The organism is Sutcliffiella deserti, assembly GCF_020037475.1.
Taxonomy (GTDB): domain Bacteria; phylum Bacillota; class Bacilli; order Bacillales; family Bacillaceae_I; genus Sutcliffiella_A; species Sutcliffiella_A deserti.
Map to the genome: position 1 here is coordinate 1 of NZ_JAIQDB010000009.1, position 13,508 is coordinate 13,508.

The 13,508-nt window shown below is 40.2% G+C and carries 11 protein-coding genes and 1 other annotated feature; all 11 genes read right to left on the reverse strand.

Annotated features, from left to right (window positions below; translation table 11 throughout):
- Positions 1-813: 813 nt before the first annotated feature.
- Positions 814-1,101: a DUF1292 domain-containing protein gene (locus tag K9B36_RS13725; protein ID WP_223702806.1), complete on the reverse strand. Its 288-nt coding sequence runs from the start codon at positions 1,099-1,101 to the stop codon at positions 814-816.
- A gap of 15 nt (positions 1,102-1,116) precedes the next feature.
- A complete protein-coding gene (gene ruvX, locus K9B36_RS13730) occupies positions 1,117-1,533 on the reverse strand; it encodes a Holliday junction resolvase RuvX (RefSeq protein WP_223702808.1) in 417 nt (138 codons plus the stop codon).
- 3 nt (positions 1,534-1,536) lie between these two features.
- Positions 1,537-1,803 (reverse strand): IreB family regulatory phosphoprotein, encoded by a 267-nt coding sequence (locus K9B36_RS13735; RefSeq protein ID WP_223702946.1) that lies wholly within the window; start codon positions 1,801-1,803, stop codon positions 1,537-1,539.
- A 77-nt stretch (positions 1,804-1,880) separates the two neighbouring features.
- A complete protein-coding gene (gene alaS, locus K9B36_RS13740) occupies positions 1,881-4,514 on the reverse strand; it encodes an alanine--tRNA ligase (protein ID WP_223702810.1) in 2,634 nt (877 codons plus the stop codon).
- Positions 4,515-4,665: 151 nt separating this feature from the next.
- Positions 4,666-4,876 (reverse strand) — a binding site (T-box leader).
- 84 nt (positions 4,877-4,960) lie between these two features.
- The gene (locus K9B36_RS13745) at positions 4,961-6,019 is read right to left on the reverse strand and encodes an AI-2E family transporter (RefSeq protein WP_223702811.1); all 1,059 of its coding nucleotides are present in this window, start codon (positions 6,017-6,019) and stop codon (positions 4,961-4,963) included.
- 145 nt (positions 6,020-6,164) lie between these two features.
- On the reverse strand, positions 6,165-7,517 hold the full coding sequence (locus tag K9B36_RS13750) for an aspartate aminotransferase family protein (protein ID WP_263399385.1): 1,353 nt from the start codon (positions 7,515-7,517) through the stop codon (positions 6,165-6,167).
- Between the two features lie 74 nt (positions 7,518-7,591).
- Entirely contained in the window at positions 7,592-9,058 is a 1,467-nt protein-coding gene (locus tag K9B36_RS13755) for a CoA-acylating methylmalonate-semialdehyde dehydrogenase (RefSeq protein WP_223702813.1), read from the reverse strand.
- A gap of 322 nt (positions 9,059-9,380) precedes the next feature.
- Positions 9,381-10,991: a PucR family transcriptional regulator gene (locus K9B36_RS13760; protein ID WP_223702814.1), complete on the reverse strand. Its 1,611-nt coding sequence runs from the start codon at positions 10,989-10,991 to the stop codon at positions 9,381-9,383.
- Between the two features lie 417 nt (positions 10,992-11,408).
- Complete coding sequence (locus K9B36_RS13765; RefSeq protein WP_223702815.1) at positions 11,409-11,642, reverse strand: hypothetical protein; 234 nt, start codon at positions 11,640-11,642, stop codon at positions 11,409-11,411.
- A gap of 71 nt (positions 11,643-11,713) precedes the next feature.
- Positions 11,714-11,941, reverse strand: coding sequence for a hypothetical protein (locus K9B36_RS13770; RefSeq protein WP_223702817.1), 228 nt, complete (start codon positions 11,939-11,941; stop codon positions 11,714-11,716).
- Positions 11,942-11,953: 12 nt separating this feature from the next.
- Complete coding sequence (locus K9B36_RS13775) at positions 11,954-13,420, reverse strand: NCS1 family transporter (protein ID WP_223702819.1); 1,467 nt, start codon at positions 13,418-13,420, stop codon at positions 11,954-11,956.
- Positions 13,421-13,508: the final 88 nt, after the last annotated feature.

A 13,508-nucleotide genomic window follows, 5' to 3' on the forward strand; every position in this document is an offset into this window, starting at 1 on the left:
ATGTACTTACTTCACTCTGGAATGGACATCATCCCGCACCATCCCCTCTTTTCATGTACTTACTTCACTCCGGAATGGACATCATCCGGCACCAACTTCACTTTTCATGTACTTACTTCACTCTGGAATGGACATCATCCGCTGCCACCTCCTCTTTTCATGTACTTACTTCACTCTTCAATGTACATCATCCGCAACCAACTTCACTTTTCATGTACTTACGTCACTCTGGAATGGACATCATCCCGCACCATCCCCTCTTTTCATGGACTAACTTCACTCCGGAATGGACATCATCCCGCACCAACTTCACTTTTCATGTACTTACTTCACTCTGGAATGGACATCATCCGCTGCCAACTCCTCTTTTCATGTACTTACTTCACTCTTCAATGTACATCATCCGCAACCAACTTCACTTTTCATGTACTTACTTTGCCCTGGAATGGACATCATCCGCTCCCAACTCCTCTTTTCATGTACTTCCTTCACTCTTCAATGTACATCATCCGCAACCTCCTCCTCCCTTCATGTACTTACTTCTCTCTGGAATGGACATCATCCGCTCCCAACTCCTCTTTTCATGTACTTACTTTGCCCTGGAATGGACATCATCCGCAACCTACTCCTACCTTCATGTACTTACTTCACCCCTGTTCATTACAACTGAAGAACTAGCGCAGAGGAAAGTGAAGTTCAAATATTATTGTCAACGGACCCAGACACCCCGCCAAAAAATTTGCATTCTTATCAAATAAAAAAAACAATCCAGAACTTGTCCTGGATTGCTTTTTTCGTCGTATTGGAGAAGACTTATTCTTCTTCGTCCTCAGCCATGAATGTGTTTAGCATTTCTTCGATCATATCCCACTCTTCATCTGTTTCTACAGGCTGAAGTTCACCTTCTTGGTTTTCTTCGTTAGGTAAGAAGCTAGATGCGTGGATTTCGATATCATCTTCATCGTCGTTTTCAGCGCCGATTGGATAATATAGAACGTATGACTTTCCGAATTCTTCTGATTCAAATGTAAACAATACTTCACAAAGTTGTTCGTTACCGTCTTCATCTACTACTGTAATTTGTTTTTCTCCATGTTCCATTCTATTCACCTCATATTATTGTTGACTATCCAGGTAGCCTTGAAGAATTACTGATGCAGCCATTTTGTCAATTACCAGTTTTCTCTTTTTTCTACTTACGTCAGCAGAAATCAATATTTTTTCTGCTGCTACAGTAGAAAGTCTTTCATCCCAATAAACGACAGGCAACCCGGTCTTAGCAGTAAGCATTTCACCATAATGCTTACTTGCTTCGCCCCGTGGCCCAATGGTTCCATTCATGTTCTTTGGCATCCCAATTATGACTTTTTCCGGCTTGTATTCAGCAATAATCTGTTTTAATCGCTTAAAGCCAAGGTTTTTTACTGCTTCATCAATTTTTATCGTTTCCAATCCTTGCGCAGTCCATCCCATTTCATCGCTGATGGCAACACCTACTGTTTTGGAACCAACATCTAAGCCTAAAATTCGCATCTGCTACTCCTTGCGGTGTTGGTCTAGATAAGACTTTACTAATTCTTCAATTAGCTCGTCCCTCTCAATTTTACGTATTAATGATCTCGCGTCTTTATGACGTGGAATGTATGCAGGATCTCCTGAAAGCAGGTAGCCAACAATCTGGTTAATCGGGTTGTACCCTTTTTCGTCCAGTGCCTCATACACAGTTGTTAATACTTCATTTACATTGGCTTCCATTGTGTCTTCTTGGAAGCTAAACTTCATCGTTTTGTCAAAGGAGCTCATCATTTGCACCTCTCTTTTAGACTTCAAATTTCTGCTTGTAAATTGTTACTTTTATTGTACACCAAAATTCTTCAATGTTAAACGGATTTTATCCATTCTTCTACACATTGTAGAGCATTGTCGACTTGTTCAGGATTTTTCCCGCCAGCTTGGGCCATGTCTGGACGCCCTCCGCCACCACCGCCGCAGCGTGTTGCAACTTCTTTCACAATTTTTCCGGCATGATACCCTTTTTCAATTAAGTCTTTTGTAACACCAGCAGATATATTAACTTTACCATCCTGAATACTTGCTAATACTATAATAGCAGAACCTAGCTGGTTTTTTAAATCATCCACCATCGAGCGCAAATTATTCATGTCAGTTCCGGCTACCTTACTAACTAGCATCGTTACCCCATTTACTTCTTTCGTATTACTAGAAAGATTAGATGCTTCAATATTTCCTAATTTTGAAGCAAGCGATTGATTTTCTCTTTGAAGCTCTTTAATTTCTGATAACAAGACATCGATTCGGTTCCCAACTTCTTGAGGCTTTGTTTTCAGTTTAGAAGCAGCGGTTTTCAACAGTTGCACCTGTTCGTTTAATGAACGATAAGCTCCTTCCCCTGTTACAGCTTCAATTCGGCGAGTTCCAGCACCAATTCCCGATTCTGAAAGGATTTTAAATAGACCAATACTTGAAGTGTTGGATACATGGCAACCTCCACAAAGTTCTAAACTATAGTCTGCCACTTGCACTACGCGAACAATATTGCCATATTTTTCACCAAATAGTGCCATCGCACCCATCGCTTTTGCCTCGTCTAGTGACTTGTATTCCATCTTCACATCTAGGCTTGCCCAGATTTTTTCATTAACAATGGCTTCAATTTTCTCCATTTCTTCTTCTGTAACTTGTCCAAAATGAGAAAAATCGAAACGCAGGCGCTCTCCTGTAACAAGGGAACCTGCCTGATTTACGTGAGTGCCTAATACATCTTTAAGTGCTTGATGTAAAAGGTGGGTTGCCGTGTGGTTCTTCACGATATGAGCTCGACTCATGGAATCCACTTCTGCTCGAACCGTTTCCTCCAGTTTCAGAACACCTTGCTCGATGACGATCGTATGCAGATTTTGCCCATTTGGTGCTTTTTTAACTTCTTTAACAAACGCTCTTCCATTTTCCCCTGCAATGTAACCATGGTCCGCTATTTGTCCGCCACTTTCTGCATAGAATGGAGTTTCCGCAAGAATGATCTGGACTTCTTCACCAACTTCCGCCTGTTTTACAAGCTCTCCTTGTTTGACGAGTACGGAAATCGTGGTCGTCGTTGTAAGATTATCATAGCCAACAAAGGTACTCTCGGCTTGGATATCGCCTAATACACCTGACTGGACCTGCATCGAGTCTACATCCTGGCGAGCTGATCGTGCACGCTCTCGTTGGAGATGCATTTCTTTTTCAAAACCTGCATGATCTAGTTTCATTCCTTGTTCTTCCACATACTCTTCCGTTAATTCGACTGGAAAGCCATACGTGTCATAAAGGCGGAAAGCATCTGCTCCAGAAATGATTAGTTCTCCTTCTTCTTTTGCTTTTGAAATCACGGTGGACAAGATAGCCAAACCATCGTTTAATGTTTCATGGAACCGCTCTTCTTCTGTTTTGATGACGCGTTGAATAAAGTCTTGTTTTGCTTTTACTTCAGGATAGAATTCTACCATGACTTCTGCTACCACCGGTACAAGCTCATACATGAATGGTCGGTTGATTCCAAGTTGTTTTGCATAACGGACGGCTCTTCTAAGTAAACGGCGAAGGACATATCCGCGACCTTCATTGGAAGGCAATGCCCCATCTCCAACAGCAAAGGTAACCGTTCGGATATGATCTGCCACTACTTTGAATGCTACGTCTTTTTCTAAATCTGTACGGTATTTTTCTCCAGAAACACTTTCTGTTGCTTCAATAATTGGAATAAATAGATCTGTATCAAAGTTTGTCGGCACATCTTGGATGACAGAAACCATCCGCTCTAATCCCATACCTGTATCAATGTTCTTTTTCGGCAGAGGGGTATATGTTCCATCTGGATTATGATTGAACTCCGAGAATACAAGATTCCATATTTCCAAATAGCGCTCATTTTCTCCGCCGGGGTATAATTCAGGATCAGACTCATCATTCCCATAAGCTTCACCACGATCATAGAATATTTCGGTATTAGGACCACTTGGGCCCTCTCCAATATCCCAGAAATTCCCCTCTAGTCTGATAATTCTTTCTGCAGGTACGCCGATTACCTCATTCCAATAGTTGTAAGCTTCGGTGTCTTCCGGATGGATGGTCACAGAAAGCTTTTCAGGATCAAAGCCGATCCAATCTTTGCTCGTTAGGAATTCCCATGCCCAATCAATCGCTTCTTTTTTAAAATATTCACCAATAGAAAAATTCCCTAACATCTCGAAGAATGTATGATGACGTGCCGTCTTTCCTACATTTTCAATATCATTCGTCCGTATTGATTTTTGTGCATTACAGATTCGAGGGTTTTGTGGGATCACTCTACCATCAAAATATTTTTTCAATGTAGCAACACCACTATTTATCCATAATAAGGATGGATCTTCGTGTGGTACAAGTGGTGCACTAGGTTCTACCGAATGACCTTTTTCTTTAAAGAAATCTAAAAACATTTGTCTAACTTGTGCAGATGATAAGTGTTTCATCTTATTCTTCCTCCTTTTTCTGATAGGCTGTTTTCCAAGCCATTGCGTAAAGATTATAAAAAGAGCACGACAGCGCGAGTTGTACCAACTTGCGTAGAGTAACAATCCATGCGAATATTGCCAGCCAAAACAAAAAACTCCCGTCCCCAATAACAGGGACGAGAGTATTCTCGCGGTACCACCCTGATTATGGTAGAAAAGTTTCTACCATCTCTCAGATGCTTTAACGGTGCATACCGGCAGGATTTTATTCTGCACTCTGGATTAGCGTTCTGTTACACTTCATTTTAGAATTCTTTCAGCCAAGGAATTCTTCTCTTTTAAAATGGGCTGTAACATACTCGATCCTTCTTTGAATTAAAATATGTATTTGTTAGGCTCTTTTGCTCGTAATAATATCAAAAACAACCAGTTGTAAAGATTATATGAGAGGTCATGCCTATTTGTCAATGATTGATAAAGTGGCTGCTTATATGAGTGATGGTAACCTTTAAAACCGCAAAAATAGGGACGGCTAAAATGAGACCCACCACACCGCCAATTTCCCCTCCAATGAGCAATGCTAAAATAATTAAGACTGGGTGGATATGAAGACTTTTTCCGACTATAAGTGGTGAAAGTATATTTCCTTCTATAAATTGCAATCCAAAGATAATAATTAACACAAAGATCACCATTTTTACTGAAATGGTAGCTGCTATAATAACTGCTGGAAAGGCACCGATAATTGGCCCAAAGTATGGGATGATATTAGTTATTCCAATAATGATGCCAAGTACTAGTGGATATTTCATTCCAACTAACCAAAGGCTAATGGTCGCCAGTCCTCCAATGATAATACAAACCGTTAACTGGCCTCTTATGTAGCTTCCTAGAGATTTATCAACATCCTTTAAAAATAACATTCCAGATTGGCGCCATTTCCGAGGAGTCAGGTACCACATCGTTTTTTTTACTTGATCAAAATCTTTGAGAAGATAGAAGACAATAAACGGGATGACGATAATAATGAAGAAGGAATTGATTATCCCTTTTAAACCTGAAATTACTTTTACAAGCAGATTTGAAAGCATTCCCTCGAATTCCGTAAAGGTCTGGTCCACCCTTTCGTGAATGCCATCAGGCCAACCTGATGTACTGCTATGTATCTGCTTTATCCAGTCGCTATAAATCCTGGAAAGGCGAGGGAAATTGTCCGACAGCTCCCATAGCTGGTCGATGATAATCGGAATTCCTTTATAGCCAATTAGTCCAAGCGCACCAAAGAAAATGAGGTAAATTAAAAGGATGGCCAACGGTCTTGGCACCCCTCTATTATAAGTGTACTCAACAATAGGGTGAAGAAGATAGGTTATAAAGATACTGATAAAAAAAGGGATACTTACCGTCATTATTACTTTTAGAACAGGGGTCCAGAACGGACTTAGTTTCATAAACACATATAAAATGATCATAACGAGTAGAAGTGTACCTAGGCGTAATAGCCATTTCCACTGATTGTTCAAGCGAAACGCCTCCTACTCGTTATTGTTTATTTAGTTGGAGTAATTTATACAGTGCTTTTAACTCTTGCGGAAAAGAGTATAACAGCAATGAATGTAACGGGTGTAACAACTCTACGTAAAATGCAAAAATATATGCGTAAACAGCCTAACTAATAGATTGGATTGCATCTGATACAGTTCTTATTATAAATTGAAGATCTGCATCTGTTATTGATAGCGGAGGGGCAAGGGTAATCACATTGTTGTAGCCTGCAACCGTTGCACCATTTTTCCCGATAATAAGACCATTTTGTTTACAATAGGAAATAACATGGTTGATTTTATCAAGGCTAATCGGCTCTTTTGTATCTTTGTTTAATACAAGCTCTATTCCTACCAATAGCCCCTTTCCTCGCACATCTCCAACAAAGGAGTGGACGGATAGCCTGGATTTTAACTCACTTAGTAAAACCGCCCCTTTTTCAGCGGAACATTCTATTAGTCTTTCGTTCTCCATTATCTCCAAGTTTTTCAGGGCAAGCGCACACGAGGCAGGACTTCCTCCAAAAGTGTTTACATGACGTAAGTAATCATATTCCTCTGAACCTTTGAACTGCTCATAAATCTCCTTTTTCACAGCTGTTGCTGATAATGGCAGGTAAGCACTTGTTATCCCCTTGGCCATTGTGATAATGTCTGGTTTGACTCCATAGTTCATAAATCCAAATGGCTTGCCTGTGCGACCAAAACCGCAAATCACTTCATCTACTATTAGGAGAGAGCCATGCTTTTTGCAGACTTCCTCTACTGCCTTCATGTATCCATCTGGTGGGGTTAATATTCCTCCTCCTGTAATAATTGGCTCCATTATCATAGCAGCTATCGTTTCACTTAGCTCCCATGTCATGGTCTGATCAATATCCTTCACACTCCGGAGATTTTCTGGGTCCGTTGTGAGCGGTTCTTCCATTCGGTATGTGTCAGGAGGGGCAACGTGTACAAAACCTGGTGCTAGCGGCTCGTATTTATATTTCCTCTGCGCCTGACCCGTTGCAGCCAAAGCCCCCATCGTATTTCCATGATAGGAACGATACCTTGAAACAATTTTGTATCTACTCTGCTCACCTCGCTGTAAATGATATTGACGAGCAATTTTAAATGCGGTTTCGTTTGCTTCCGAGCCACTGTTGGAGAAAAAAATCACATATTCGTCATTTAGCCAATCATTTAATTTCTTGGCTAATTTTATTGCTGGTTCATGACTTTGTGTTAAAGGAAAATACGCCAGTTTTTTTAACTGCTCATAGGCGGCTTCAGCAAGTTCGGTGCGCCCATATCCAATGTTGACGCACCAAAGCCCACTCATGCCATCCAAATATCGGTTTCCATCTATATCCGTCACCCAGGCACCCTTTGCTTCCTTTACTACCATTGTTCCTTGAGGACTATAAGGTTTCATTGAATGCCATACAAACCGATCATCATCCGCTAACAAATCCTGCCCATTTGCCTGATCCATCTTCACCAAATATATTCCACCTTTCGACAGGGGTTTGGCCCCTTTTTCCTTTTTTTAACACTCACTACATTCCATTAGAAATCGAATCTGGAGGTGATCATTTTTTTTCGAGTGAAAAAATTCAGGCCGTCTTTTCCGTTTACGTGTAAGTCTCCGTAGAAGGAATCTTTCCAGCCTGAGAACGGGAAGAATGCCATGGTGGCAGGGACACCCACATTGACTCCAATCATGCCTGCATCTGCCTCTTCTCTAAACTGTCTGACTGCCCTTGCATCCTTTGTATAGATTGTCGCTCCGTTACCAAAGCGGGATTTTTCAATGTGCTGCAACGCTTCATCTAAATCTTTGGCGCGCAGCAAGCTCAGAACGGGAGCAAAGATTTCTTCTTTTGCTATCGTCATTTCAGGCGTAACATGATCAAAGATAGTAGGCCCAAGGAAGTTTCCTTCTGTTCGCTCTTCCATTTCTTTTCTGCCGTCACGTATTAGCGAAGCTCCTTCCACTACTCCTTGGTTGATATAACCTAAAACCTTTTCCCTATGACTCTCCCGAATCACTGGCGTAAGAAGGACTTCTTCATCCATGCCATTACCGATAGACATTGCATCTGCTTTTACTTTTAGCTCTTCGATAAACTTGTCATTGTCACCAACTACCACAACAGCGCTACAAGCCATACAACGCTGACCTGCACTACCAAACGCTGAAGTTAATATATGCTGTGCTGCTTTTTCTATGTCACAATCAGGCATCACAACATGATGATTTTTCGCTCCCGATAATGCCTGCACTCGTTTCCCCATTGCTGCAGAACGCTCATAAACATATTTCGCCACGGGCTGAGAACCGACAAAGGAAATTGCTTTCACATCAACATGATCAAGCAAACCATTAACAACATCGTGTGCACCATGGATCACGTTTACTATCCCGTCCGGAGCACCCGCTTGTGTGAACAGTTCCACTAAACGATTAGCAAGCAACGGAGTTCTCTCAGACGGCTTTAACACGAAGGTGTTGCCGCATGCCACCGCAAGAGGGAACATCCATAACGGAACCATCATCGGAAAGTTAAAAGGGGTGATTCCTCCCACCACTCCCAAAGGATAGCGATACATACTTGAATCAATGTCCTCTGCGATATTGGACAACGTTTCACCCATTATTAATGTTGGCGTTGAAGCGGCAAACTCTACACATTCTAAACCTCTTTGCACTTCACCATACGCCTCTTTATATGCTTTTCCATTTTCCTTTACGATGAGTTTAGCCAGTTCTTCGTGGTGCTCCGTTAATAGGTGGTGATAGGAATACATAATTCTAGCCCTTTTTGGGACAGGGGTATTTTTCCATGTTTGAAAAGCAGCCTTTGCAGCTTCAACTGCGTCTTCTACATCCTCTCTAGTGGAAATTGGTACCTTTGCCAAACACTCATTTGTAGCAGGGTTTATAACATCAAGTACATCAGATCCTTTTGAATCCACCCAAATTCCATTTATATAATTCTGTAAAACAGCTGTCTCTTTTGACGTCGTAGTCATCCACGTACCTCCTAGATATTTTTTTGAATTTTTAGAACTTATGACTATTATCCGACAAAATAGAAAGGCTTTCATTAGACATAATGTAAAACCATTAGCCACTGCCTTTCCACATTATGAATAACAAGCTACCGGTGAAGCACAATTATCAACACTTCTCTATATCAGCGCCTTCTATAACAAAAAACGCCAGTCTGCCTTCCATAATTCAAGAAAGCAAACCGGCAAAGGTTTTAGTCAAGCTATATCTCAACAAGGTGGTATCACATGCTGGGTCACAAATCACCGCAGCAAATTAAAGCTAAGAACTTTTTAATCTCTTTTACCCATTCAAGGTTCTACTATTCTCATTAAAATAACTACTACTCACATTTAAGTACTCGTATACCATTATCATAAACTCAATCACTAGCCTTTTTTCCGACTTCATAAAGTCTGCGCCAAGCAAGGTCTCCAACTTTTGGATGCGATGATAGAGCGTTTGCCTTACTATATAAAGCTGTTCGGCTGTTTCTTTTTTTGAACCGTTACAGGCTAAATAGATTTTTAATGTTTCTAATAATTTCCCGTTATGTTTTTGATCATATATAATAACAGGCTCCAAGTATTCCATAACAAATTCACCTAAATCTTGATTTTTCTGCATGTAGGAAATAAGACGATAAATATGTAAATCCTCAAAAAAGGATAAATAAACTCCTTGAAGCAGCTGTTCTTGAATTTGCAGGGCTTCCCAAGAGGTCCAATAGCTCTTTGAAAATTGATCAAGGGTCTGTACATACTTGCCGATTCCTATGCGAAAAAACGGTTTTCCATGTTTATCACTTTGCCTAGCAATAATAGTATTAACCGCAACCTTGAGCCTTTCTTTCCAATTGGTCCTTTCTCTTCTGTTTAGCAGAATAACTGTTAAAGTATTTTTCATTTCAGTAAAAAAGATGGAAAATCCCTGCTGTTCAAAAATAGAACGCAACAATAAAGTGATATAGGTTTTATCAAGTGAAGGTGCATTTGCACTTAGCTTTTTACATAAAAGAACGACCCCGCCCATGTTTAAAGGAGCTTCATGGCGACTCAGGAATCCTCTAATCGAATCTAGCGATTGCCCCCCTTCTAACCAACTACGCAGCCACTCACTCTCTTCTAGTCTCCTCTTTTCTTCTACATAGAGGCCCCTCAGCAAATGCTGGGCAAGTGCTGTGACTGTTCGATCGAGAATTAATAGATCGAACTCGCTAAAAGTCCGGTCTTTGGAAATTAAGTGGATCGTCCCATATTCTTTATCCAATACTTGGATCGATTGTTTCATATAATGACTTTCCTTTTCTTCTACGGATGACAGTGAGTTTAGAATCTCTTTGCGCTTGTGGATGGGTACACTAGGTATAAAATATCGTTCCTGTTTTTCTTTTTCATAAATAATTTGGGTGCCGATATGCTCGTGAAGGTAGGTAAGAATTTCTTCTTCTTGGGAGATGGTGAGAAGTTTTTTGTTTAAGGTTTGTGCATACATTTCCAAATCAGATACCAACTGATATTGCTGATTGATTAAAATGGAATGGATATCCTGGGTAATCTCGACAAAAGATACCTCTTCTTTAAAAAGGATAAGAGGAAACTGATGAAGATTTGCTAGTTCTACTATTTCCTGTGGAATGATGGAAGTATACCTTCCCTTTTCAATACATAAACCTGCTGCATTACAATTAATCAACTGTTGAACAAAAGAGTAAAAAGCATCAGGCGTTTCACCAAAAGCGACCCCTGTTGATAGTATTAACTCTTGTCCATTTAGTAATTTTTCTATTTTGGTGATTTCCACCACATGAACCCATTTCACTAAACGATGAATACCTTTTTCTCCTGCAATTACTTCGGCTTTGTCAAAATGCTTACGGGTCATTATCTCCTGCAAAGAAAGCATATTCCTCATTTAATCACCTCATTTTTTCCGTATCCTTCATAACTAACCCTACTTTCATTATAACGTAATCTAGCTCTTAAATTATTTTAATATTCAGACATATAATAACAAAAGGTGACAGGAATCAACTTACCGATCCTGTCACCTTTATTTTCTTTAATTAGTTGCTACGTTAAAATACCTCTATTAGTTTCGGTTTCTATTTTAAAAGCTGAAGTAAAGGCGATGACTCTGGCAAAGTTTAGGTCACTTTAGTGACTTTTAGCTTCTGGTGTCCCTAGCTGAGGATCGGAATGAAAAGGCGAAGACTCCTTGCTAAGAAATAGGGCTTAGGGAAGACCCCACAGGCGTTAGCCGAGGAGGCTTCCCATGCGCCCCGCGGACGCGAAGCCTTTCGTGGAGAGTAACAGCGGTGTTCAACGAAACCTAACTATTAATCGGAAAAATTAACTGGATCTCTTTTACCATTTCCTGAAATTCACCTTCATCATTAAAATCACTTGAATCCCAATTTTGTAAAATCCAGTTAACTAGTTCTTCTGGTGAGTTAAAAAATTCTCCGCTCGAATCGGCTTTTCGAATTGTAAAGCGGTTGTTGTCTTCATCAATTGTTACCTCACACGGGTAGGCACTTTCTTTGCATTTCAATTGATATTCCATTTTGATTTGCTCCTTTCACGATGCAGTTTACATGATTTTATTCTTTCTTATCAGATTCTATGAGGGTTTTGTTAACATTCTTTTTTCAACTGTTCGATCAATAGAGAAGCAAAATATTTTCTTGAATCTGCATGCTTTATGTGTAAGGTTTCTTCTTGCGGTTTTTCTTTATTGGTACTGTTTTCTAATATCAAGAAAGCACCCTCTAAGTTTTCTTCTACATTCTTAATTCTAAACCCTTTATTTAGAAAAAAATCAATTTTATCTCGCTCGGCCAAGAATTGTTGAAAATCGCTCATCATATCTCCCCTTTAACTTGTAAGCTTTTTAGGCTCCTCCAGAGAGTTATCTTCCTCTCTTATAATCCAATCTCTTCCAACTGTAATCCCCAAATATTTTTCATCGTCTGGATCTAAGATTTCTGCCTGCTCGTATTTATTAAAATACCAGTATTTTGCCAGAACATAATACACACCTGCACCAACAACAAAGCCGACAACAAAAGAGTAGTTTGTTAAATAATATGCTGCCACTCCTCCTGCAATCCACGCGATAAACCCGGCAATATTAAATCCATGAAAATATTTATATTGCCCTTCCTCTTCATACAGGTCATGTACATTCACTCTACGTTTTCTCAGAAGATAGTAATCTGCAAATAAAATACCAACAATTGCCGATAGAATACCCCCTACAATAAGTAGCAGCGGAATCAAGATATCAAATAGGTTCCATGGTTGCACGACAGAACCGACGATACCTGCAATAAAAACACCTGCCCAAAAAGGAACTTTAGGTCCGCCGACATTAGAGAAAATAGTTGCAGCAGGAATGATATTCGCAGAGGCATTTGTAGACCATTGTGCAAAGATAATCATAAGCAAAAGCACCCCAAGAATAATTCCAGAAGCCGCTTCTTGAAGGGCAACTACAGGGTCATAATTAGATACTGCAATATAAGCAACCCCTCCTATTACCACCATAAAGGTTTGTGTGATCGGTAATGCAATCACACTGCCAACAATGCTTGATTTATTTCTTTTCAACCAGTTGCGTTCATACTTAGGAGCTTTTATAAAGCGTGATATTGATGGAATGTCTGCAGCAAGTGTGGCCCAAAATCCCATATTACTAAAAATGACGATTAAAAATGCTGTTACTGCCGCACCACCTGTTACTGGACTTTCAATCCATGTCCATACACTCTTTCCTTGTTCTAATGCCTTATCTGATAAAGTGGTATACATCCACGCTGAAATAATAATAATAATCGGGGCAGCAAGATCAGCAAAACGCTCGACCGCTTTAATACCAAGTGCAGTATTGACCAACTGAACCAATGCAAAAATTAGAAAACACACAAACCAGTTATCAAATCCAAAAAGAGTAAAGAGAATCGCGTTCATGGCCGTAGCACCGAAGAAAGTATTAATACCAAACCAGAACGATGCTGTTAATCCACGGATAATAGAGGGAATGTGTGTGCCTATTGTGCCAAAAGGGGCTCTCATATACACAGGAAAGGACAGGCCATGCTCTATACCAATATCACCTGTGATCGTCATGCACAGACCAATTGCCACACTTCCAATGATGGTAGCAAGTATCACCCAACCTAAAGATAAGCTTTGTACTCCCGCTCCTCCTATCGCAAAAGCCGCAAGCACAACAGCCATACCAACCCACATAACGGCAAATCCGAGCGTTCCAATTTTTCTTCCAGCATGAGAGATTGGTAACAAGTCAGGAGACTTTAGATAACTTGTATTCTTTTTCATCACAACACCCCATTCTTATTGAATATAGTAACCCCCGCCAATTGCTAGACCTATTCATATCCTATAGGGCAAGCAATTAGCAGATTAC

Bases quoted from the DNA above. Each gene is read 5' to 3' on its own strand.
- K9B36_RS13775 (WP_223702819.1), bottom strand. From the start codon at position 13,420: ATGAAAAAGAATACAAGTTATCTAAAGTCTCCTGACTTGTTACCAATC.
- K9B36_RS13750 (WP_263399385.1), bottom strand. From the start codon at position 7,517: ATGGATCAGGCAAATGGGCAGGATTTGTTAGCGGATGATGATCGGTTT.
- alaS (WP_223702810.1), bottom strand. From the start codon at position 4,514: ATGAAACACTTATCATCTGCACAAGTTAGACAAATGTTTTTAGATTTC.
- ruvX (WP_223702808.1), bottom strand. From the start codon at position 1,533: ATGCGAATTTTAGGCTTAGATGTTGGTTCCAAAACAGTAGGTGTTGCC.
- K9B36_RS13725 (WP_223702806.1), bottom strand. From the start codon at position 1,101: ATGGAACATGGAGAAAAACAAATTACAGTAGTAGATGAAGACGGTAAC.
- K9B36_RS13735 (WP_223702946.1), bottom strand. From the start codon at position 1,803: ATGAGCTCCTTTGACAAAACGATGAAGTTTAGCTTCCAAGAAGACACA.
- K9B36_RS13755 (WP_223702813.1), bottom strand. From the start codon at position 9,058: ATGACTACGACGTCAAAAGAGACAGCTGTTTTACAGAATTATATAAAT.
- K9B36_RS13760 (WP_223702814.1), bottom strand. From the start codon at position 10,991: ATGAGGAATATGCTTTCTTTGCAGGAGATAATGACCCGTAAGCATTTT.
- K9B36_RS13765 (WP_223702815.1), bottom strand. From the start codon at position 11,642: ATGGAATATCAATTGAAATGCAAAGAAAGTGCCTACCCGTGTGAGGTA.
- K9B36_RS13770 (WP_223702817.1), bottom strand. From the start codon at position 11,941: ATGAGCGATTTTCAACAATTCTTGGCCGAGCGAGATAAAATTGATTTT.